The sequence below is a fragment of the Hyphomicrobium sp. GJ21 genome (assembly GCF_001006785.1).
Lineage (GTDB): Bacteria > Pseudomonadota > Alphaproteobacteria > Rhizobiales > Hyphomicrobiaceae > Hyphomicrobium_B.
Window position 1 is genome coordinate 935,120 of sequence record NZ_CDHO01000003.1, and the last position, 21,203, is coordinate 956,322.

A 21,203-nucleotide genomic window follows, 5' to 3' on the forward strand; every position below is an offset into this window, starting at 1 on the left:
AACGCATCACGCCCGATGATAAGGATGCCCTGATAGAATGGTCGCCGCCCGGTAAAGCTGCTCGAGCAGCACGACGCGCGCGAGACCATGTGGCAGCGTCAGAGAACCAAGCGACAGCGTCATTCCAGCTGACTTCAAAACCTGCGCACCGTGCCCATCCGGCCCACCGATCAGGAACGCGCACGTTTTGACCGCACCGTCGCGTTTTTCGCCGAGCGTGCGCGCGAAAGCTTCGCTGCCGACGGACTTGCCTGCAGGATCGAGCGCGACGACGAACGTGTCGGCCGCCAGATCCTTCAAAAGCCGCGCCGCTTCATCTTGCTTGCGCTCATCGGCGCTCGCCTGCCGGCTTTCGTTCAACTCGCGAATATCGATCGGCCCCAATCCGATGGACCGGCCCGCGCCGTTGAAGCGCTTGGCGTAACGATCAGAAATCGCCCGCTCCTCGGCGTCTTTCAGCTTGCCGACGGCGAGGAGCGAAATGCGCATGAAAACCGCCCGCGGTCACCAAGCGAACCGCGCAAAACAACAATTAGGAGCGCGACGCGAGGCTCAGTGCTGCGAGCTGTCGCCGCGCGAGGCATCGGCGGGGATATCCGCCTGCCACATCTTCTCGAGGGTATAGAATTCCCGCACCTCGGGTCGGAAGACGTGGACGATGATGTCGCCCGTGTCGATCAGGACCCAATCGCAGGCGTTCAATCCCTCGACCCTCACGCGAGCCTCACCGCGCGCTTTGAGCTTGTCGCGCAGCTGCTCGGCGATAGCGCCGACATGCCGGTCGTTACGACCGGACGCGACAACCATGAAGTCGCCGAGTGAAGACTTGCCTTTGAGAGGGATGGAAACGATTTCCTCGGCTTTAGCGTCGTCAAGCCAATGGACGACGTCTTCGAGGAGAGCGGCCGAATCCGGCGCCTTGGCGGCGGACTGGGCTTGAGAGCTACCCTTGCGGGCGGCCTCGGCTGTGGTTCGGATCAAGCGGTAAGCATCCTTTGCTGATTGGTCCCGCATGTCAGACGGCCCGGCCGATTCCGGGTTGGCGTTATATTAAACGGCGTCGCCCTAGCCCGCAAATGAAATCCGGAAGCCGTCTGTCGCGAAAACGTCATAAATTTTAATGGCTTAACTGACATGCTCTGGCTCAGAGCGCGCGGCGCTACGCAACGCCGTCGACGAAAGGTCCGAAAGACGGATCGTCAGCAGTACCCAGGCCGGCGGCTTTCTGGCAGCCAGTCCATGGGCCTCGGATTCAGGAATGCGCCAGCGCGAAAGCGCGAGAGCGGCTGGCGACGACAGGCCTCGCAACCGCCAGCCGGGCCGGTCCACCACTGCGATCGGCATCAGATCGGCGATGCTCCGCCAATGCTGCCAACGGTCGAAGAACGCGAGATTGTCGGCGCCCATCACCCACACGAAGCGCACGCCAGGATACCGCCGCTTCAAGTATGCCAGCGTCGCAGCCGTGAAACTCGTGCCGAGTTCGCGCTCAAAGCTCGTCACTTTCATTTTCGGACCGACGGCGAACTGCCGGACCGATGCCATCCGGCCGTCCAGCGCCGACAGACCATCGCGCGACTTGAGCGGATTGCCGGGCGTGATCAGCCACCACAGCTGATCGAGTCCCAAACGCTTCATCGCGGCTTCGGCTGCAATGCGATGCCCAGCATGCGGCGGATTGAAAGAGCCGCCCATGATCCCGATCCGTTGACCAGGAAGGCACATCGGCGGATGGACGCGAAGCGATCCAAAACTCTGCTGCGGAATCTTTCGCGTCAAATCAGACGTGCCTCATCCGTAGCGCTACTTCGGCCGCGTCTGGCCGGTGCCTCGCACCTTGTACTTAAAGCTCGTGAGCTGCTCGACGCCGACCGGCCCACGCGCATGCATCTTGCCCGTCGCGATGCCGATCTCGCCGCCGAAACCAAACTCGCCGCCGTCGGCGAACTGCGTCGATGCGTTGACGAGAACGATCGCGGAGTCGACGCGGTTCAAAAACCGCTCCGCTGTCGCCTCGCATTCCGTGATGATCGCATCGGTATGCTGCGAACCATAGCGCGCGATGTGCTCGATGGCGCCGTCGACTCCATCGACCGTTTTCACAGCGATAACGGCATCGAGAAATTCCTTGCCGTAGTCATCGGGCTGAGCCGCCTTGACGCGAGGATCGACCTTTTGCGTCGCCTCGTCGCCACGCACTTCGCAACCATCGTCGAGCAGGGCTTTGACAATCGGCGACAAGAGATCGGTACGCGCATTCTTGTCGACGAGCAGGCACTCGGTCGCGCCGCAAATTCCCGTGCGCCGCATCTTGGCGTTGACGACCAGCGGCACGGCGATCTTCAGGTCCGCACCCTGATCGACATAGGTGTGACAGATACCTTCGAGATGCGCGAAGACCGGAACGCGCGCTTCGCTCTGCACGCGCTCTACCAATCCTTTGCCGCCGCGCGGTACGATGACATCAACCGACCCGTCCAAGCCGCGCAGCATCGCGCCGACGGCTTCGCGATCCGTTGTCGGAACGAGCTGGATCGCGGCTTCGGGCAAACCAGCCGCGCGAAGGCCTTCAACCAGGCAGGCATGAATCGCGACGCTCGAATGATGGCTTTCCGAACCACCGCGCAGGATCGCCGCGTTCCCGGCCTTGAGCGCCAGCGCGCCCGCATCGGCCGTTACGTTCGGGCGGCTTTCGTAGATGATGCCGATCGTGCCGAGCGGCACGCGCACGCGCTGAAACTTCAAGCCATTGGGCCGCGTCCATTCCGCCAGCACGGTTCCGACGGGATCGGGAAGTGCTGCGATCTCTTCAAGACCGGCGGCGATGCCGTCGATGCGCTTCTCGTTGAGCAGCAACCGATCGACGAACGCATCCGGTCGGCCTGCGGCTTTCGCGGCTTCGATGTCCTGCGCGTTCGCCGCGAGGATTTTGGGCGTCGCTGCGCGCAGAGCTTTCGCCGCCGCGACAAGCGCCGCGTTCTTTTCCTCCGGCGTCGCGATCGCAAGCCTGCGGCTCGCAGCCTTCGCGGCTTGTCCGATGCCGCGCATCAGCTCTGCGGTCTCGTTTTCGATGCGCTCCGGTTTGTTCATACTCATTTCCTCGTCAGCGCCATGTCGTCCCGATGGATCAGCGTCGCGCGCCCCTTGAACCCGAGGATCGCGGCGATCTCGCTCGAACGCTTACCCATAATACGTCGCGCATCGTCCGCCGCATAGGCGACAAGGCCCCGGCCCAGTTCCCGGCCGTCCGCCGATCTTATCGTAACCGCATCGCCGCGGTCGAAGTTGCCGTCGATACGGGTGACACCCGCCGGCAGAAGGCTTTTTCCCGATGTGAGAGCCTTCTCGGCACCTGCATCGAGGTAAACGTGGCCGCTCGGCTCGAGCTGCCCGGAAATCCAACGCTTTCGCGCCGTCACCGGATCTGAATTGGCGACGAACCACGTGACACGTGCGCCGTCCGAGATCGCCTTGAGCGGATGAAGAACCTTGCCGGTCGTGATGACCATATCGGTACCGGCCGAGAGCGCGATCTTGCCCGCCTCGATTTTCGTCTTCATGCCGCCTTTGGAAAGCTCGGTCCCGGCGTCACCAGCCATGGCCTCGATCTCCGGCGTGATCTCGGTCACGAGCGGGATGTGCCTGGCGTTCTGATCGTCGGCCGGAGGCGCGGTATAGAGGCCGTCAACATCCGACAGCAGCACGAGGCAATCCGCCGACACCATCGACGCGACGCGCGCTGACAGTCGGTCGTTATCACCGTAGCGGATTTCCGCCGTCGCGACCGTATCGTTTTCATTGACGACCGGAATGGCCTTCAGCGCCAGCAGAACTTCAATGGTGTTGCGCGCGTTGAGATACCGCCGCCGCTCTTCCGTATCGCCGAGCGTTAGAAGGATCTGCGCCGCCGTCAGACCGCGCGCGGCCGCGAGTTCCTGATAGGCGTGCGCGAGACTGATCTGCCCGACGGATGCCGCAGCCTGACTCTGTTCGAGTTCGAGCGGTCCCTTCGGCAGCTTCAGCACATGCCGGCCCAGCGCGATGGAGCCCGACGACACCAGCACGATGTCCTTGCCGGCGCGCGCAAGCTCGGCGACATCATCCATGAACGAGTTGAGCCAGTCCGACTTGATGCGGCCGGTGCTTTTATCCGCCAGCAGCGCCGAACCGATTTTCACGACAATGCGCCGCGCCTTCGCCCATTCAGGGCGCGCGGTAGCGATCGTAGCGGCGGACTGCGGAGCGCGGATCATGGCAATCCCGGATTGAAAGTCGAACCCGATGCGCGAGGCACCGGAGCATCGCGTGCTTATCTGTAAATGCGCGCATTCGGGCAAGAGGCCGATGCCGCATATCAGCCCGCCACGTCAATTTTTACCTAATTAACTGCCTGCAAGTCCGCCTTAGGGGACCACGGCGAAGAACAGGAACGTGCCGAACAGCACCAGATGCAGGAAGCCGAAAAGCACATTCGTCCGCCCGGTGCCGAATGTCAGGATGCTGGCGCCAAGCGTCATCACGACGAGCGCCATGTCCCGCGGATCGAGGCCGAGAATGAGCGGCTTTTGCAGAATGATGTTGGCCGCAGCGATTGCCGGGATCGTCAACCCGATCGTCGCCAAGGACGACCCCAGCGCCAGATTGATGCTTTTCTGCAGATTATCGCGGCTCGCCGCCCGGATCGCCGCAATCGACTCCGGTAACAGCACGATAAACGCGATCACGACGCCGCTAAACGCCGGTGGGGCGCCAACAGCCGAAACGGCGGCGTTCACTTCAATCGCGAACAGCTTGGCGAGCAGCACAACGGCGACAAGCGCGACGCAGAGAAAGAGGATCGAGCGGATCAGCTTCCCGCCTGTCTGCGCATTGGGATCGGGCGGATCGTAATCTCCGGCAAAATAATCCCGGTGCCGAACGGTCTGCGTAAAGACGAAGACCGCATAGAGCGCGATAATCGCGAAGCTCATGAACGCCAGCTGGCTCGTCGAGTACAGGCGACCCGGAGCCGAGCTGGTATAATTCGGCAGGATAATCGACAGCGTCGTCAAGACCAGCAGCATGGCTAGATAGATCTTAGCCGAGGTCACGTCGAACGACTGCTCGCGATATCGAATACCGCCGACGAGAAGACACGCTCCCACGAGCCCCGTCGTAATGATCATGACCACAGAGAACACGGTATCGCGCACCAGCGTTGGCGCCGCCTTACCGGTCAGCATGAGGGACACGATCAAAGCCAGTTCGATCACCGTCACGGCCATCGTCAGAACCAAGGTTCCGATAGGCTCGCCGGTGAGATGCGCGACCTCTTCCGCATGATAGACCGCCGAAAATACAGCGCCCATAAGAAGAGGGATCAGGATGATCGCAATAGCGATACCGAGAGGGTCCGACGCAAAATCATCGCCAAACCCGACCCATGTCGCGAACACGAAAAGCGCTACCCCAACAATCGGCAGTGCCCACGACCAAACCGGCGTTCGCGTCGAATGAACCATTGATGCTCTTTTTTATGAGGATTGAAGGCGGATGCGCGATTGTGCGCGACTTGCGGGCATCTCGCAAGTCAAAGCGCAAAGTTCTTTAAGGCTGCCACGCCCCGCTTGCGTCGCGATCCTCATCCTCTTCCGCCGCATCTTTACGCGAGATTTCGCGCGTCAGTGCGTACAGGGCTTCCTTGATGCCAGCGCCGGACACCGCAGAAAGCAGCAGAGGCGTCTTGCGCGCCGCCTTCTTCAAAGCTTCGCGTCGTTCCGCAAGCGTCTCCTCATCCAGCGCATCGATCTTCGAAAGCGCGACGATCTCTTTCTTCTTCTCGAGAGCGCCGCCGTAGGCTTTGAGTTCCCGGCGCACGGTCTTGTAGTCGCTCGCCACATCCGCCGAAGTTGCATCAACGAGATGAAGAAGAACGCGGCAGCGTTCGATATGCCCGAGGAAACGGTCGCCGAGCCCCGCGCCTTCACTCGCACCCTCGATCAACCCCGGAATGTCGGCGAGAACGAAATCGACGTCCCCTGCGCGCACGACGCCGAGGTTCGGGTGAAGCGTCGTGAACGGATAATCGGCGATCTTCGGCTTCGCGGCGCTCACTGTCGCGAGAAACGTCGATTTTCCAGCGTTCGGCAAACCGACGAGCGCCGCATCCGCAATCAGCTTCAGCCGCAGCCAGATCGTCAGTTCTTCGCCCGGCTGTCCGGGATTGGCGTGACGCGGCGCCTGGTTCGTCGAGCTTTTGAAATGCGCGTTGCCGAAACCGCCATTGCCGCCCTTGGCGAGACGAACGCGCGCGCCGGGCTCCGTCAGATCCGCAAGCAGCGTCTCGCCGTCTTCGGCGAACACCTGCGTGCCCGGAGGCACCTTGACCGTGCAGTCGCGCCCGTTCGGACCCGCTCGATTCTGCCCCATGCCGGGCGTACCGTTCTGCGCGGAAAAATGCTGCTGATATCGGTAGTCGATGAGCGTGTTGAGGTTCTGCACGCACTCGACCCAGACGTCGCCGCCATTACCGCCGTCGCCGCCGTTCGGCCCACCGAACTCGATGAACTTCTCACGCCGGAACGCGACGCAGCCGTTTCCGCCAGCGCCGGACTTTATGTAAATCTTGGCTTGATCGAGAAATTTCATGACGCCAAAGCTCGAATGGCCATCGTCCACGGCCTGCGCAGTTCATAGCTCAGCGCCGGAAGCTCGCACTGGCGAGCTTCGCACCAGCCGGTGGAATCTCCAACGTACTTGAAGCCGAGCTTCTGGATCACGCGCGCCGAGCCGGGATTGCCGGCGAGATGCCTGCAAACGAACCGCCTGACGCCCGCCTTGGTGAATCCATAAGCCATCACGGCGCTCGCCGCTTCGGTCGCATACCCATGACCCCAATACGGCTTACCGATCCAATAGCCAAGCTCGGCATCGCCGTTGGTGTCGATCGTGAAGCCGCAAATCCCGATGAACTCTGCTTCGCGTTCGATCCCGAAAACTTGTTCGCCCTCTTCGACGCCGCTGATCCAATGATGCGCGGCATCCGCCGAGTAGGGATAGGGAATGCGGCCCGTCATGCTCGCGACATCCCAGTCACCCGCGAGATCGGCGATCCGGGCGGCGTCACTGTCGACAACGGCTCTGAGGCGAAGGCGGGCGGTCTGCATGCCTGACAACTAAACGAACGTGTGTGGCGAAAAGGGATACGAGGCCGCCGCCAGAAAAGCAAAAGGGGACGGCAGCGCCATCCCCGAATTCGCAGCAATCTGGTCTCGCGGCTTACTCGGCCGCGACAACCTTCGCCGGCTTGACCGAGATATAGATGCGGCCGTTGCGCTTGGTATCGAACTCGACCGTACCTTCTTCGACTGCGAAGATCGTGTGATCGGTTCCCATGCCGACACCCGAACCCGGATGCCACTGCGTGCCGCGCTGACGGCAAAGGATGTTACCGGGAATGACGTACTCGCCGCCGTAGCGTTTGATGCCGAGACGTTTGCTCTCGGAATCGCGGCCGTTACGCGTCGAGCCGCCTGCTTTTTTCTGTGCCATTTCAGAATCCTCGAATGAAGCGGCGGCTCGTTACGCGCCGGTGATATCGGTAATACGCACGATCGAAAGGTCCTGACGGTGTCCCTTCTTGCGGCGTGAATTTTTGCGGCGGCGCTTTTTGAATGCGATGAGCTTCGGCCCGCGCGACTGCTCGACAAGCTCTGCAACGACCTTCGCGCCCGAAATGATCGGTGCACCGATCTTAACGTCGGCGCCCGAGCCGACCATTAGCACTTGGTCGAATTCAACGGTGGCTCCGGCATCGCCGGCAACCCGTTCGATCGTGACGACATCGTCCTTGGAGACGCGGTACTGCTTGCCGCCCGTCTTGATGACAGCGTACATGTTCAATCCTTCCGGCCTTCTTGGCCTGTTTCCGCGCCCTGTGGCGCCATCGAAAAACGATGGACTTTCAGAGAGATGCTGAATTTATCAGCATGAGCCTCGGGCAGCGCATTGAAGGCGGAACTTTTATTCCGCCTGCGAGTGGCGGTTTATTGTCGAACTGAGGCACCTTGTCAATCGCCATGCGGCGTTTCGCTTTTTGTTTGAGCGACCTCGCTGCTCCTCGCAAAAACGCCACCCAGTAACCATTTTCACTCGCGATAGGCAAAGCCGGCAGCAAGACTGCCGGACCATTCAAGAGGAAAGCCGGGAAACGCGATGCAGGCACAGCTTCAGCACGATGCAGCTGCAATTCGCGCGCGCGTACCGAGCCTCACCGAAATCCCACTTCTCGATACCGGACGCGATTTCCCGCTCGCAACGCTCCGCACCTTCGAAGACCGCACCCATGCCCTGCTCGATGCCGCATCGCGGCGCTATCCGCGCAGCGCGCTGACGGCCCTCGACAAGGTGTCCCGTGCCTGGCTCGCGCGCTGGAACAATCGCCATCTTCCTGAAATCGATGAGATCGCCCGCACGCTCGGCCGCCCCGGAGCCTACTTTTTCTCCGTCAATTACGAATGGGCCTGCACCTGCCGCGCAGCACCCTCTCCCGACGGCCGGTCGGCCCGCCTGATCAGGGTTCTGGACTGGAAAGCCCCGGGCCTCGGCGCCAACCTCGTCTGTGCGAAAGTATCGGGCGCCGGCGCGGGACCGTTCTCGCTGCTGACTTGGCCGGGATACACGGGTGTCCTGCAGGTCATGGCGCCCGGCCGCTTTTCGGCGGCGATCAATCAACCTCCGATGCGCAAGGCGACGGGCCTCTTTTATCTCGACTGGGCCGCCAATCGCCGCCGCGTCTGGCATATGCCGCACCCGACGCCTGCCCACCTGCTGCGCAAAGTTGCGGAAGAAGCGCGCGATTTCGCCGAAGCCCGCCTCATGCTGATCGAAGAACCGATTTCAACGCCCGCCATCTTCACGCTCGCGGGTCTCGCCCCCTCCGAAACGGCCGTGATCGAACGCACCGAGGATGACGCTCGTGCCAGGGACGGCGCGCACGTCGCCGCCAATCACTGGGAAACGCCGGATTGGCACGGACATCCGCGCGGCGATCAAAGCACCGATCGCGCCTGCCTCATGCGCGACGTGGACACATCCTTTGAGCCGGAATTCCGTTGGCTCATATCACCCATCCTGAACGACAAGACGCGCCTCGCAATGGTTGCCGATGCCAGCGAAGGCCGCATGATCGCGCGCGGCTACGAGCCGGACGGCCCCGCGACGACAACGCTCGATTTGACTTGGCGTCCAACCGCCTGACCCGCTTGCCTAACGCGCAAAGCACAGCTACAAGCCGCACCTTGCCGTCAGGCGCCACGGCTTCCGGAGAGGTGGCAGAGTGGTCGATCGCGCCGCACTCGAAATGCGGAGTACTCGCAAGGGTACCGGGGGTTCGAATCCCTCCCTCTCCGCCACTCTAAATTATCGTTTAAAATCAATAACTTACATCGTTATTAAAAATCGATCCCGGGATTCGAACCCAGTAAAAATGTCCCAATTTCCGTGCTTTTGGATCGCTTGAGACAGTGTGACCCAAATGCGGAGTGGTCTCTCGGGCCCGCTTCTGAAAACTAATTCCGGGAATTAAAATACGGCCCGATAATTTGTCAGGCACTTGAGTTCCTGAAATTAACAATTCTAATGTAATTGGGCGTTTTGCCGAAATTACTATTTAATGACATCGGAATTGACCGCATTCGACTATATTGAGTTGGATGGAATTGTGTCCGTTTGCGAATTAAAATTGGAAAAGGCCAATTTATCCCAATAGCGGACGTCGGCGACGGTCATCCGAAATGTGCCTATCGATGGGTCCGCAGGGCGGCATTTGGGCGAAATGCTGACACCGAGCTGGGGCGGTATGTCAATCGGTGTTGAACTTTGCCCCCTATCGGCATTCGATGCTGAACCCTCTGAGGGACCAAAGTGGGTGGAATGCGCCGGGGAACACGAGCCTCGTCGTATCAGAAAGAGCTTTGTGATTATCGTCCTGCGCGCAAGATTTGCCGACTTCAGTCGGCGCCGTTGGCGTATGCGGCAGCAATCAAGGCGACTAGCGCATCGCGCTTCGTGGTGAGGTCTTCCTTTTGCAGTGATAACCTATAGCGCCCCCACCGAGCATCATACGGCAGGGTATCGAATCCGGCCTCCTCGATGACGGCGTCGGTTTCTTCGGTTTTCGGAAGGCGCGGCTCCATGTTCAGCGTATTGCGGCGGGGGCGGAGGGTGACGAAGTTGGAAGGCTGTCCGTCGCGGGCCAGCCCGATGTAGAATTTGTTGTATTTCAGCTCCAGCGACGGGTCGTGGGCTTTGACTAGGAGGAGCAGCTGGTCGGCCAGCTGGAGGGTTTCGCGGGAACCCTTGTTTTCCCAATAGGGGCGATCGCTGGGGGCGGCAGCGGCGTCTTCGTCCTCGTCGACGAGACCGCGCGTCAGTTCGCTCATTACGGTGGTGAAGACAAGGGTCAGGTTGTCGGCGACCTTGAGCGCTTGCATCTGGATGGCGATGAGGGGGATGGTGCCGTTGAAGAGGGAAATGACGTTGAGGAAGCGGCTGGTAATGTCCTCTGCTATGATGACGGCGCAATGGTCATATTGCGGGTAGCGCTTACGTTCAAGGTCCCAGTATTCGAGGGTGCGGATGATGTGGGTCTCGTCGGTTTGGCCGAGCTGGATTTCGACTTCATAGCGCCTGTTGTCGGCGTCTTGCAGCAGGAGGTCGAGGCGACCGGCGCGCGGCTGGGTGCGTTCGGCGTCGCGTAGCTCAAGGTCGCCTAGGCCCAGGATGGCAGGATCTTGGGCGATAAGGTTCTGGACCCACTTCTCGGTAAGCAGGGGATGCAGTTTGAGGCTGATGCGCTCGTTTTTGACGTAGTTGTTCAAGCGAACCTCTCGGTCTGTTGTATTGCGCGTAACTCATAAAGGAGTCGGTAGAGGTGTGGAATTGGCGCAGGTGGGCGTGAAGGAGGGTGCCAGATTGATCGACTGCTCTTCTCCGGCTGGCCTAATTCCGCATAACGTGGGCTTCTGGGTAATGCGCAAAAAGTTTCCGGATAAACTCTAAGGCATTTTGATACCGCGACGAAGAGTGTCCACCCTTCCTTAATAGGGTCGACATCAGGTGGCGGTAGCTCCAAGCCCTCTCGAACTCCTCGTCGCTGGCCATTGGATTGGCACTCGTGGGCGTCGATACGGCCCGACCATCGCGCCCAATCCTGACATAAAGGGCGTCCTGCTTGAGGCGGTCGCGCTTGCCTTCGGCAATATGCAACGCCGGAGCAGCGTAGTCAGGGGGCTCTGACCATTGCCAGTTGTTAGATACCCATCTGCCGATTTTCTCGTGGCGAAGGATTGATATAGCGTCCGCTACGGCAAGTGGAATTCCTAATCCGCACATCACCTCCTCGCGGATACGCTTGACCATCTCCTCTTCGCTCTCATCCTCAAGGGGGTTGATGTATTCGATTACCGTTCCCACAAGTTGTTTGCAGATATGGTCATTCATCGCGCGTAGAAGATAGGGACTCCATCGGATCACATCTTCACGCACGAGGAACAGAAGGAATGCCTTCGCGTATTCCTCTTGCGCCAACATCGCAAGGACAAGCTTGCTCGCGGGCGGCTCCTGACACTCCAGCCACATGGCGTCATCGATAAGCCGCTCGCCGTTTGTAATGCAGGCTTCTATGGATGAAGTCAGCGTCTTCGCCGTAGGCATGACAGGAGCATCAACCTTTGCCATAGCGCCATCTCAGCCCGCCGCAGTTGCACTGAACCCATTCAGGCCCGCCGGCTTCCGAGAGTGTGACGGGCTTCTCGCAGGTTACGCACTTGAATACCTCGAGAGCCTGCTCGCAGGCCTCGATAAGCTTCGACGCCTCGCCGGTTGTAACATCTTGTGAGTGGGAGCCCTTGTTGCCCCACGTCAGGAGCAGCTTGTGCGCGTTTTCCAGCCTGTTGAGGGCATCGGCATAGATCGAATAATCTGTGACGTCCTTCTTCTGAAAGCACTTCCTCCCGTCGGCAACTATGCGCTCAAGAAAATCGTTGCTCATTCGATGATCGTTCCTGTCACCGCGTCGGTAGGGCAACCGCAATTGGAGCTTCTCGGCAATAATTGACAGCTCGACATCCATAATCTTGCGGGCGTCGTTGCAGGCAGAGTCCGGCCGCTCCTTCAAGTGCGCGCGCGCCTCGTCAAAGTTTGTCGTCGTGCCGGACCAGCGGATGCCGAGCTGCGGCGTCTGGAACGGCAGGAGACTCCGGAAGTTCCAAGACTTGCCGTCAAGCTGGTGACGCAGCTCCGCAAACCAGTCGCGGTCATGCGTAAGAAGCACCACCTGCCTGCCGGAAAATTCCTTCTCAAGAAGCTCGACGATCATGCCGCGATGATTGCGGTCGAAGCTGACCACCACGTCATCCAGGATAAGAGGGCGGTCGCTGGCAGCCTCGCGCTTTGCGAGCGCAAGAAAGATGCAGAGCCCTAGGCTGTTGCGGTATCCCTCTGAGAGGGTCAGGCGCGGCGAATCCTGATCCTTGCCGTGAAACTTGAGTGCAATATCGATCGCCTTGTCGCTGTCAGGAAGATAGAGCCGCACCTCGTCGATCGGCTCGTCCGGGTGCAGGACCTTCCACATCTGCCCGATATCGTCCGATATATCAGCTATGGCTGCCTCCGATTTAACGCGGATCTCCTCCCGTACGTTTGCTTCCGTGGCACTGACGAATGCGAGCAGGCTCTCCAGTTTCTCGATCTCGGCGGCCAGAGAATTCGCCTCCAGTACCGCCTTGGCGGCCTCAGCAATCGATTTGTCGTCAGAAAGCGTTTTGACTGCCGGCGGTGAGTTCTGGCTGGCTGTTTCTGCGGCATCGATGAGCGGGAGGCTATTCGCCTCGACCTCCCCGAGAACTCCTTCGTCGAGCGACTGCCGCAGCGACTCAGCGTCGAGTGCCTCCAACCATTCCAGCTGCTGCTTCAGTGGGCCAGAACGTAACTCCGCTTGCCAGTCCTGGAGTTCGGTCTTGGCAAAATTCGACTTGAGCGTTTTCAACTCGTCAATCAATGTGCTGATCGCTGCGCGACGCGCTTTAAATACAGCGTTGATCTCCTGAAGGCGGTCTTGTTCCGCCTTGATATGTGCTTTGAACCGGTCTTTACCGACCTGTTGGCCGCAGGCGGGGCACGCAATATTGTCTTCGGTGGTCAGCTTTATGCCGTAGGCATGAGCCGATTCCAGAACGACCAGCCTTTCCGCGACGAGTGGTTCCACCGATCCGGCGAGCTTGGCGTTGGCGACGCGCACTGCTGCAAAGGCGCTTGCCGGCTTCGATGTCGCGATAGCCCGCAGGGTGACATGGCGAAGATTTTCCGTTGACAGTTCGTTGAGTCGGGCAGCCAGCGCGTTGATTATTTCAACGCACAGGGCCGGCGTGTCCGTCTCCGTCGAAGACGGGCAGTAAGCTGCGTGAAGGTCAGCGACCTTCTTTTCGATGTCGTCGTTGCTCTCATCGTCGAAGGCGAGTTTGCGCTTGCGGTCGATCTCGCCCGCAACACCGCGCTTTTCCTTAAGCTTTGATTGCTGTTCGACTGCGCGCGCAAGCTGTCGTACGTTTTCGGCGGCAACCTCCAGCTCTCCCAGTCCGAGAAGTGGTAGAAGATCGGAGTATTTGTCGCCCTTGCTGCTGTGGATGAACCGCGAGATTTCGTCCTGTCGCAGGACCGTCCGGCGGTAGTCCCAGGCCGTCATGTCGACGACGCCGGAACGCTTGTGCGTCCCATTGCGTCCAATAGCGACACTGCACTCCTCGTCATCTTTGAAGCGGATACTGAACTTGGTGCCACAATCATCCGGCGTGTGGGTGTTGGGTACGGCCTTTTCCTGCTTCGTGCCGCTGTACTCGTGCGCAAGGTGATCGATCTTGCCGGCCTTGCTAATGGCGTACTCGACGGCGTCGACGAAGGAAGATTTTCCGGTGCCGTTCTGGCCATAGACGACGAGGGATTTGGAACTGCAGTCGAGAACGGCGGAGTCGGCAGCACCTCGAAACCAGCTGAGGTTGATTTTATCGATCCTCATGGTGCCGCTTCTCCGGCAGGCTTCTCCACGAGACATTCGATGAGCTTCTGCGCGAGGGCAGCAAGCTCTGAATTTTTGAGCGAGCGCTCACGCGCTCTGCCTTGCAGCTCTTCGGTCAGAGCTGTCGCAACAGATGCTGGCACTGCACCGCACTTGAGTGCCTCGGCGACGCATCTCTCTGGCCAGTCGGGCTGCCATTGCAACGGATCGGGTGATGTTTCGGACGCTGTGCTGGTATCGTTCATACTGTCATGCTCCCCCTATCACCTCCAGTAGAGGCAACATTCGCAAACCTAGAACCCATCCCTGGGCTTCACACAGGAAAACGCGTGCATCAGCTAACTTGCGGTATGCGGCATCAACTCAGAAAGTGCGCCTAAGTACATTAGGCAAACTCTATTGATTCGGCAGTGGCCGAGTGCTTCCGCACCGCCGGTGGAAATAAGAGGCTTTCTGACTGGAACGAGCGTGTTCGAAGGGGCGGACCGGCACGATGGTTGAGTGCGATGACCGGCTTGCCAGCTGTTTTGCGTCGCCAATAAAGCCGTCGTGGATAGGGCACAGCGAGCTTATTAAAGACTTCGATTAAGCGACGGTGCGTTATTCCAAACTCTTGCGCCAGTTCATGCGGCGGGGTTTCCCAGGCACGTCTGTGCAACTCTTCACGGGTAATCGTTATTGTTGCGCCTTTGTCCGGATCGTTCATGCGATCCCCGATGAGGAGGGCGCGGCCCTTCAGCGGCGCAAGAAAAAGGGTCCCTTTCGCTCGCCGGTTCGAGCATCGCGTCGACTGCGACGTCTGCCCTATAACTCCGAGCTTAGCTCAACGAGCGCGAATGACCCTAAACGGCTACACGCGTTCGCAGCTCAGCTTTCGTAATGCCGACTCGTCCCAGCAATGACCGTAAGGGTGACATGAGGCATCGGTGATGCCCCTAGCGCTTGGCGGGTTTGTAGCTTGATCGCTTGCGCCTCTTGGACTCAGGCCAATTCAGCTCAGGACGCACGGGGTATGACGCCCCGTGGTAGCTGAAAAGTCGGGGCGAAACCGGCATCAGACCGAAGGTCTTCCCGAACATTTCAGGGCTCATCACCCTTGCCTTTAGAGCCGCTACGGTTGAGTTCCGGCCCTGAGCTTCGACTGACTTTATCAGCCTGAAATCCATGGTCAGAAAGCAGTAACAGTTGTGGTGCTCGGCCGTCGCAATGTGCCACGCGTCCTGGCTGTTATTGGGTCCCAAGACCTGGACGAGGGCCTTGAACAACGGATCGGCTTTCGAAGCCAAGCGCTTTTTCCGCTGTTCTTCCAGAGATGGGGTGCCAAGATATCTCGGACCGATCGTCATCGCGTAGGCCGGGTCGGGAAGTCGCTCAATCTTCACGGACGAGAAAAGACTGTGGTCATAGTACCCATAGCCGCTGTAGCGCCCGATAGGTTGCGCCATCTGCTCATCAAGAAGCTCAGGTGAAGAGAACAAGGCCAGCGTGCCATGGCGCGCAAGACTCGCAATTCCTGCGAGATACCGCACGGATCGTGCGGCCTCAGATTGATCGTCCTCGTCGTGGACTGGAATACGCGCCGAGTAGCCCGTCTCACAAGGTACCGTCCCGCCCCACATCTTGGTACCGGTGCTGATCCAGCCGGTCTCGTGGGTCACCGCGTGAGCGACAACCGTGTTGTCGACCAGAAGTCGCGAGGCCCCGGCTTGCACGATCTGCTTTCGCGAAGCGAAGGTGGACGCTTTGACGGTCCAGTCGATGGCGGCTGGAAAGTAATTATAGAGCGCATGAGATTTGGCGTTGTGTGCAATTCTTAAGAGGTGCTGTATCGCCGTCATGCGTCTCATCCGGAAAGCTATCTGATCGATTCTCTGGCAATCGCAGTGGCTTGTGCAAGTGGGATAGCAAAGATGCAAATGTCCAAATGCAACTGACCGCGATGTAGGTCGGTACCCGCGTGTCCGTACCGCCTATAATTAGTGATTCGCTCGCGATGGTTAGAAAGGTCAGTGGGTCCCTTGGACGATGAAGGTTCCGAAGAAAATCAGTCACGATATTCGCGGCATCCTGGACTCACCGCTGCAAAAGGCATTGCGGGACGTTGATGCGCTTCCCGCGATGAGGGCTGCTCGCGAACTTATGGATTCGCCCTCCATGAGGATGGCGCGTGAGCTTCAGGATTCGCCTACGATGCGGCTGATGCGCGAGTTGGAGGATTCGCCGACTATGCGGATGATGCGCGATCTCCACAGTCATGACTTCTCGATCGCCGGGCGGCTGGCGTCGCAGTTCGCCGGTGCGTTTGCGGCCGCTGGAGTGCTGCAAGACTACTCGAAGCTTGCGGCAGCCGGCACGATAGCCGGAAAGCTGGCGGACAGCTTCGGTGACATAGGCAAGATCCACGGATTGGCAAGGTACGATGTTCTGTCGTCTGTGAGCGGGCAATTGGCGGCCTTTGCGCGTGCTAACCAATGGGCGATGCAACTCCACGAGAGCAGCGCGATAAAGCTTGCGGCACTGATCGGTGCCCAGCCGGCATTTTTGGGCGAGATCGAGCGCGTCCGTCAGGCCGCAATAGGGATTTCGTCTCAGTTTGATAGCCTGCGATTGCCTGAAGCACTGGGGCTCTCGGGCGCATTCTCTTCTGAGATCGAGCACACCCGCTTGAAACTTTCGGCCCTGGCAGGCGCGGGAGATGTGCTTGGATTTGCAGCGGGCACCAGCTTCGCAGCCTATGACCGCCTGTTCGGTACTTGGCACACAAGTCCAGGTTTGCCGGTCCGATTTTGGCGCGACCCCACGATGCGGCGCCAGCACTATAGGGATGCTGACGTCGATGGAGGGTTGATCGAGGCAACTCCTGCGGTCGCCCTTGAAGTCGTGATCGGCAGCGGGCTCACCGCCGGTATCTGCGAGGAGGGAGTATCTGTAGCCGTAGTGGACATCTGCGGCATCTCGATGGAGATCCGATCCAACAATGTCTCGCGGGGTGCGTTCGAAGTGATCTGTGCGTTCGAACAGTCATTGCGAATGTTCATCAGCACAAAACTTGAGGCAGTTGCTGGCCCGAAGTGGATGAAGCATCGAGTCGATGGGCCCGCTTATAGCAAGGCACGAAGCAATCGCACGGCCGCACTAGCCAATGGCGAGCAGGAGAAATCGCTGATCTCCTACCTCGATCTTGGCGACCTCATTGCGATCATCCTGCGCAATGACAACTGGGACAGCGTGTTTGGGAGTGTATTTCCCAACAGGGAGAGCTTGCGGTTTGACCTCAACGCTCTGGTTGCGACCCGTCGGCCGACCATGCATGCTCGTAAGGTCGATGCAGTGCGGTTCGTAGAGATGATATGCATCGTGAGGCGTCTCAATCAATGGATTGATGGAGACGGAGACTGGAAGCGGTGGGCGACAGCGGACGACTAAAAAGGCAGACTCAACGCAAACGTCGCCCGCCTTCCGGCATGTCCACGTCTTTGATCCGGATGCCAATGCGTTAAGCGCGTAGCACGATATGTCGCGCTGAACAGCGGCTTTCCAGGGCTCGCCGTTTGATCTCATCGAACGCGTATGCGGGCAGCTCGACCACCGCCTTGCGCACCGGTTCGCGCACTTGATCCAGCGCGCGCTCGTAAACATGGTTTCGAAAAGCTGCATGTTTGAGCGGGCCACAGTGCCCACTTCCACCACAAATTCGTGCTTCGCACCGTCGCAGCATTGACGGTTAGGTATCGATGCAGTGGGAATGAAGGGAACTATCATGTCCGCTGCCGGCTGCTATGCGGACGCGCCGGCCGACCTTAAGCATCTCGCTTCGCTTGCGGTCCATGACGTCAGCAAACTCGGCGAAGCGGCCCTTGGTATAGAAACCACCCGAAAAACGGTTCGTGTGAAATTTGTACGAAATCTGCGCGCCGCGTCTAAGTCGGCTTTGCCGAGGAAGCAGACGTCCGCCTAAGGGCGAACCGCGCTGCCAAATCGTGTGGGTACCCGTCCGGTGTTCTACTGTTAGCGGACAGTGTGGGCAGAGGCGTGGGTTTCGGCCTCACCGTGAGTGCGCAGATCCGATCATTTGCGTGATCGTTTCAACTTAGAAAGGGCTGCGGTAACGAGGGGCGCGGCGACCTCACGATCGCTCGCGACTCTGGTGACGTCGTCGGGCGTCACTATCCCTTGCAATATCGCTTTTCGCAGCGCCGCCTCGGCAACCTTGAGACCAACCCTCTCGTGCCAGCTGAAGCAGTCGACGATCGAGCGTGCGGGCGTCGTAACGCGCACGCTAACGTCACCGCCATCAAGGAGGTACGGCGCATGGCCCGTAGCGAATACCTTCGGATCCGTGGTGAAGAGGCTGAGGCCCCGTGTGTCCGTCGGCGGTTCGGTGCCCCACATCCAGATATCGGGACTGTAACGCTCGGTGAGATCGTGAATAAAAAGTGCCGTCGTCAGGCACACGATGCCGTCCGGGTACCGATAGGCTGCAAAACGCAGAACGCGTTGTTTGATGTCCACTCCTTCGTCGCCTTCAACATCAGCGAGACGTGGATCATCCGGTGTGAGTTGTGCCACCCCGAATCGGCGCCACATTCTCTCTTCGTCGGGGGACGCGACAGCTAACGCTCGCTCAAATGCTCGAGAGCCGGAGCGGAAGAAGGGGTGAGGCGGTTGTTTCGGAGCAAATTTTGGGTACAGTTTGTGGATGTCGATCTTGGGCATCCATGTCATGCGCCAGAGACGTGACCACTCGTCGTAGGTCTTTAATTGACCATTGTAGTGGGATTCGAACTCACTGGCGAGATCAGCGATAACGCCGGCCCAACTGCGCTGCCTCCTGGAGGCAGTGAGATCGCACGAGACATCCTCGTCGACCAGCTCCTCAAACGGATCGTCATCTCCGCCGATTAGGTCATGCGGCAACCAAGGCGGGTACCGCCCCAGGGCCCATTGCCGGTCGGAATCGAGCACGATTGGCGGCCGCACCGATGTGGTGGAGTATTTCGCGGAGAACTGCTCGATTGTCAGCATGTGTTGAATCTGACCGATTCGTACACACCTTGCCAACACGTTGTCCACACGGAATGCACATTAATTGCGTCTGAGCGCATCATGCGGGTTCGATGATTGGATCAGACCTGGAAACGATGGCGAGGCTTCTCGAAGCAAGTGGCGACTACCTGCCCAATGTCTGCGGTTAGGATCTTGCGGCTGTGTCACGAAGTGGCTGCAGAGAAAGCGGTCTTTTGCAACGGGATAGCTTGTAAAGGCTCCCGAATAGATCCGCCGTCCTCGGAAAAAAGGCGCCGCTATTTGTTTGGCTGTGGGCCAATAGTAGCGTTTAGCTTAGCTACCGAGTGGATTTACATCGGAGCAAATCGACTTATACCCTGTTCTCTAACTCCTGTCGAAGGACGGTAGGCCGTAATTGCCTTATAGAGGACGGCCAATTTATATCTTTCGGGGGGCACTCTGCTGATTACAAAAACGATATTTCTTGATTATTTGATTTGTCACAAAAATTGCTGGCTCAAGGTTTATAGGCCGGATTTTGTGGATGCATTCGCTCTTTCCGAACTCGAGCTTCAACTTGTCGAGCAGGGAAACGAGGTCGAGAGCGCGGCCCGCACGCTGTTTCCCGCGGGAATACTTGTGGCAACATCTGGTGAGGACGCTGTCTGCCAGACACAGGAGCTTATGGCCAACGGGGCGACGATCTTTCAAGCGGCGTTTGCATCGGGCGACTTCTTCGTACGGTGTGATGTCATTTCTCCCGCTCCCGGCGGCGCCTGGGATCTCTTTGAGATCAAGGGCAACAACGCGCTCAAAGAAGGAAGCGAAGATCGTGATCACATTACCGATCTCACGTTCCAGGCGATTGTCGCCGAGCGCGCCGGTGTCACTCTGCGCAACCGCTCCATCGTCCTTTTGAACAAGACCTACGTCCGATTCGGCGCATTGGCTGTCGACCGCCTTTTTGAGCAAACGGAATGTTCGCCGCTCGTCGCCACGAAACAAGCGGATACGGTGCGGGCAATGGATGAAGCCCTCGTGTATCTCGAGCAAACGGACGAGCCTCAAGGCGGATGCGATTGCCACTATAAAGGACGCAGCCGCCAGTGCAGCACCTTTCCCTATTCGCATGCAGACGTCCCGGCCTATTCCGTGCACGACATCGTTCGTATCGGCGCCAGCAAGAAGAAGCTCGCCGACCTCGTCGATCGCGGGATATTCACGCTAGCAGAAGTTCCTGAGGATTTTGCCCTGAGCGACGCGCAGAAAAATCAGGTCAATGTCGCCAAGACCGGCCAGCCCATCATCAGTGGAGCGCCCATCCGTGAAGCTCTTCACTCTTACCAGTGGCCGCTTTATTTCTTTGACTACGAGACGTTTGCGCCGGCGATCCCGATGTTCGATGGCTACGGGCCCTATCGGCGCATCCCCTTTCAATTCTCGCTGCACGTTCTGACCGCTCCGGAGGCTGAGCCTGCGCACTTTGAATTTCTGCATGAAGAGCTGAGCGATCCGACGGCAGACGTCGTTCGCTTGCTCGACGAACGTATCGGACCCGATGGCTCGGTCATCGTCTGGTATGCGCCGTTCGAGCGTGGCGTGAACGCGGAGATGATGGCGCGGCGCCCTGACCTGGCGCCCGTACTCGCGCGGATCAACGGACAAATCCGGGATCTGCGGGATATCTTTGTAGACCAGCATTATGTGCATCAAGGCTTCAAGGGCAGCACGTCGATCAAAGCTGTGCTGCCGGTTCTTGCCCCGGATCTCAGCTACGAGCATCTCGATATCCAGAACGGCGGGACGGCTTCCGCCCGATGGATCGAAATGGTCACGACGACGGACGGCGATCGCCGCCGCGCAATATCTGACGCTCTCAGAGCTTATTGCAGGCTCGATACCTTCGCCATGTACGCGATCTGGAAGGAGCTTAACGCGATCGCCTTGACGCAGCAGCCGAGTTGACGGGCTTCGATTTGCCGGGGGAGGGAAGAATGCCTTTGTCTTGCCAATCATTCGAACGCTTCTAACGCCGAGTAGCGCCGAACCCGTCTTAAGAGAGACGGTGATATGAGGTTTGCTTTCATTCTCCCCCATTTCATTGGAATGGATTGCCTTGGAAACGGTTCATAATCCCGATCGG

The 21,203-nt window shown here is 59.1% G+C and carries 20 protein-coding genes and 1 tRNA gene; 4 read left to right on the plus strand and 17 right to left on the minus strand.

Annotated elements, in window-relative coordinates:
- Positions 1-6: 6 nt before the first annotated feature.
- The 10 genes from rlmH to rplU form a co-directional block, all read right to left on the minus strand.
- Positions 7-489 (minus strand): 23S rRNA (pseudouridine(1915)-N(3))-methyltransferase RlmH, encoded by a 483-nt coding sequence (gene rlmH / locus HYPGJ_RS12735; protein ID WP_046847486.1) that lies wholly within the window; start codon positions 487-489, stop codon positions 7-9.
- A 63-nt stretch (positions 490-552) separates the two neighbouring features.
- Complete coding sequence (rsfS, locus tag HYPGJ_RS12740; protein WP_244466118.1) at positions 553-981, minus strand: ribosome silencing factor; 429 nt, start codon at positions 979-981, stop codon at positions 553-555.
- Positions 982-1,125: 144 nt separating this feature from the next.
- Positions 1,126-1,725 carry a nicotinate-nucleotide adenylyltransferase gene (locus HYPGJ_RS12745; RefSeq protein ID WP_046847487.1) on the minus strand — a complete coding sequence of 200 codons (600 nt, stop codon included), beginning with the start codon at positions 1,723-1,725 and terminating at the stop codon, positions 1,126-1,128.
- 78 nt (positions 1,726-1,803) lie between these two features.
- The gene (locus HYPGJ_RS12750; protein WP_046847488.1) at positions 1,804-3,090 is read right to left on the minus strand and encodes a glutamate-5-semialdehyde dehydrogenase; all 1,287 of its coding nucleotides are present in this window, start codon (positions 3,088-3,090) and stop codon (positions 1,804-1,806) included.
- A gap of 2 nt (positions 3,091-3,092) precedes the next feature.
- Complete coding sequence (gene proB / locus HYPGJ_RS12755) at positions 3,093-4,253, minus strand: glutamate 5-kinase (RefSeq protein WP_046847489.1); 1,161 nt, start codon at positions 4,251-4,253, stop codon at positions 3,093-3,095.
- A gap of 150 nt (positions 4,254-4,403) precedes the next feature.
- Positions 4,404-5,501: an ionic transporter y4hA gene (locus tag HYPGJ_RS12760; RefSeq protein ID WP_046847490.1), complete on the minus strand. Its 1,098-nt coding sequence runs from the start codon at positions 5,499-5,501 to the stop codon at positions 4,404-4,406.
- Positions 5,502-5,586: 85 nt separating this feature from the next.
- Positions 5,587-6,627, minus strand: coding sequence for a GTPase ObgE (gene obgE, locus HYPGJ_RS12765; RefSeq protein WP_046847491.1), 1,041 nt, complete (start codon positions 6,625-6,627; stop codon positions 5,587-5,589).
- Positions 6,624-7,145 carry a GNAT family N-acetyltransferase gene (locus HYPGJ_RS12770; protein ID WP_046847492.1) on the minus strand — a complete coding sequence of 174 codons (522 nt, stop codon included), beginning with the start codon at positions 7,143-7,145 and terminating at the stop codon, positions 6,624-6,626. Before HYPGJ_RS12770 ends, obgE begins: the two co-directional genes overlap by 4 nt.
- A gap of 112 nt (positions 7,146-7,257) precedes the next feature.
- Entirely contained in the window at positions 7,258-7,530 is a 273-nt protein-coding gene (gene rpmA, locus HYPGJ_RS12775; RefSeq protein WP_013214246.1) for a 50S ribosomal protein L27, read from the minus strand.
- A 30-nt stretch (positions 7,531-7,560) separates the two neighbouring features.
- Positions 7,561-7,875, minus strand: a complete 315-nt coding sequence (rplU, locus tag HYPGJ_RS12780; protein ID WP_013214245.1) for a 50S ribosomal protein L21 — start codon at positions 7,873-7,875, stop codon at positions 7,561-7,563.
- Between the two features lie 318 nt (positions 7,876-8,193).
- Between rplU and HYPGJ_RS12785 the strand changes: the two genes are divergently transcribed.
- Together HYPGJ_RS12785 and HYPGJ_RS12790 are read left to right on the plus strand one after the other, a co-directional pair.
- Positions 8,194-9,237: a hypothetical protein gene (locus tag HYPGJ_RS12785; RefSeq protein ID WP_046847493.1), complete on the plus strand. Its 1,044-nt coding sequence runs from the start codon at positions 8,194-8,196 to the stop codon at positions 9,235-9,237.
- 65 nt (positions 9,238-9,302) lie between these two features.
- Positions 9,303-9,392 (plus strand) — tRNA-Ser (locus HYPGJ_RS12790).
- Positions 9,393-9,989: 597 nt separating this feature from the next.
- Here HYPGJ_RS12790 and HYPGJ_RS12795 read toward each other — a convergent pair.
- The 6 genes from HYPGJ_RS12795 to HYPGJ_RS12815 form a co-directional block, all read right to left on the minus strand.
- A complete protein-coding gene (locus tag HYPGJ_RS12795; RefSeq protein ID WP_046847494.1) occupies positions 9,990-10,859 on the minus strand; it encodes a hypothetical protein in 870 nt (289 codons plus the stop codon).
- A gap of 121 nt (positions 10,860-10,980) precedes the next feature.
- Entirely contained in the window at positions 10,981-11,718 is a 738-nt protein-coding gene (locus tag HYPGJ_RS12800; RefSeq protein ID WP_046847495.1) for a hypothetical protein, read from the minus strand.
- The gene (locus HYPGJ_RS12805; protein ID WP_046847496.1) at positions 11,705-14,053 is read right to left on the minus strand and encodes an AAA family ATPase; all 2,349 of its coding nucleotides are present in this window, start codon (positions 14,051-14,053) and stop codon (positions 11,705-11,707) included. Before HYPGJ_RS12805 ends, HYPGJ_RS12800 begins: the two co-directional genes overlap by 14 nt.
- Complete coding sequence (locus tag HYPGJ_RS19130) at positions 14,050-14,298, minus strand: hypothetical protein (RefSeq protein WP_046847497.1); 249 nt, start codon at positions 14,296-14,298, stop codon at positions 14,050-14,052. The genes HYPGJ_RS12805 and HYPGJ_RS19130 overlap by 4 nt, the downstream gene beginning before the upstream one ends.
- A gap of 140 nt (positions 14,299-14,438) precedes the next feature.
- The gene (locus HYPGJ_RS19135; RefSeq protein WP_143440524.1) at positions 14,439-14,759 is read right to left on the minus strand and encodes a hypothetical protein; all 321 of its coding nucleotides are present in this window, start codon (positions 14,757-14,759) and stop codon (positions 14,439-14,441) included.
- Between the two features lie 229 nt (positions 14,760-14,988).
- Entirely contained in the window at positions 14,989-15,891 is a 903-nt protein-coding gene (locus HYPGJ_RS12815) for a hypothetical protein (protein WP_143440525.1), read from the minus strand.
- Positions 15,892-16,078: 187 nt separating this feature from the next.
- Between HYPGJ_RS12815 and HYPGJ_RS12820 the strand changes: the two genes are divergently transcribed.
- Positions 16,079-17,479, plus strand: a complete 1,401-nt coding sequence (locus tag HYPGJ_RS12820) for a Swt1 family HEPN domain-containing protein (RefSeq protein WP_046847498.1) — start codon at positions 16,079-16,081, stop codon at positions 17,477-17,479.
- A gap of 642 nt (positions 17,480-18,121) precedes the next feature.
- On the opposite strand, the gene HYPGJ_RS12830 is transcribed toward HYPGJ_RS12820, so the two are convergent.
- The gene (locus HYPGJ_RS12830) at positions 18,122-19,078 is read right to left on the minus strand and encodes a hypothetical protein (RefSeq protein WP_046847500.1); all 957 of its coding nucleotides are present in this window, start codon (positions 19,076-19,078) and stop codon (positions 18,122-18,124) included.
- 522 nt (positions 19,079-19,600) lie between these two features.
- Here HYPGJ_RS12830 and HYPGJ_RS12835 point away from each other — a divergent pair.
- Positions 19,601-21,025 (plus strand): DUF2779 domain-containing protein, encoded by a 1,425-nt coding sequence (locus HYPGJ_RS12835; RefSeq protein ID WP_046847501.1) that lies wholly within the window; start codon positions 19,601-19,603, stop codon positions 21,023-21,025.
- The last annotated feature ends 178 nt before the right edge of the window (positions 21,026-21,203 follow it).

Excerpts from the sequence above, each read along its gene's own strand:
- rlmH (WP_046847486.1), bottom strand. The coding sequence starts at position 489 with ATGCGCATTTCGCTCCTCGCCGTCGGCAAGCTGAAAGACGCCGAGGAG.
- HYPGJ_RS12745 (WP_046847487.1), bottom strand. The coding sequence starts at position 1,725 with ATGTGCCTTCCTGGTCAACGGATCGGGATCATGGGCGGCTCTTTCAAT.
- HYPGJ_RS12750 (WP_046847488.1), bottom strand. The coding sequence starts at position 3,090 with ATGAACAAACCGGAGCGCATCGAAAACGAGACCGCAGAGCTGATGCGC.
- proB (WP_046847489.1), bottom strand. The coding sequence starts at position 4,253 with ATGATCCGCGCTCCGCAGTCCGCCGCTACGATCGCTACCGCGCGCCCT.
- HYPGJ_RS12760 (WP_046847490.1), bottom strand. The coding sequence starts at position 5,501 with ATGGTTCATTCGACGCGAACGCCGGTTTGGTCGTGGGCACTGCCGATT.
- obgE (WP_046847491.1), bottom strand. The coding sequence starts at position 6,627 with ATGAAATTTCTCGATCAAGCCAAGATTTACATAAAGTCCGGCGCTGGC.
- HYPGJ_RS12770 (WP_046847492.1), bottom strand. The coding sequence starts at position 7,145 with ATGCAGACCGCCCGCCTTCGCCTCAGAGCCGTTGTCGACAGTGACGCC.
- rpmA (WP_013214246.1), bottom strand. The coding sequence starts at position 7,530 with ATGGCACAGAAAAAAGCAGGCGGCTCGACGCGTAACGGCCGCGATTCC.
- rplU (WP_013214245.1), bottom strand. The coding sequence starts at position 7,875 with ATGTACGCTGTCATCAAGACGGGCGGCAAGCAGTACCGCGTCTCCAAG.
- HYPGJ_RS12785 (WP_046847493.1), top strand. The coding sequence starts at position 8,194 with ATGCAGGCACAGCTTCAGCACGATGCAGCTGCAATTCGCGCGCGCGTA.
- HYPGJ_RS12800 (WP_046847495.1), bottom strand. The coding sequence starts at position 11,718 with ATGGCAAAGGTTGATGCTCCTGTCATGCCTACGGCGAAGACGCTGACT.
- HYPGJ_RS12805 (WP_046847496.1), bottom strand. The coding sequence starts at position 14,053 with ATGAGGATCGATAAAATCAACCTCAGCTGGTTTCGAGGTGCTGCCGAC.
- HYPGJ_RS19130 (WP_046847497.1), bottom strand. The coding sequence starts at position 14,298 with ATGAACGATACCAGCACAGCGTCCGAAACATCACCCGATCCGTTGCAA.
- HYPGJ_RS19135 (WP_143440524.1), bottom strand. The coding sequence starts at position 14,759 with ATGAACGATCCGGACAAAGGCGCAACAATAACGATTACCCGTGAAGAG.
- HYPGJ_RS12815 (WP_143440525.1), bottom strand. The coding sequence starts at position 15,891 with ATGACGGCGATACAGCACCTCTTAAGAATTGCACACAACGCCAAATCT.
- HYPGJ_RS12820 (WP_046847498.1), top strand. The coding sequence starts at position 16,079 with ATGAAGGTTCCGAAGAAAATCAGTCACGATATTCGCGGCATCCTGGAC.
- HYPGJ_RS12830 (WP_046847500.1), bottom strand. The coding sequence starts at position 19,078 with ATGCTGACAATCGAGCAGTTCTCCGCGAAATACTCCACCACATCGGTG.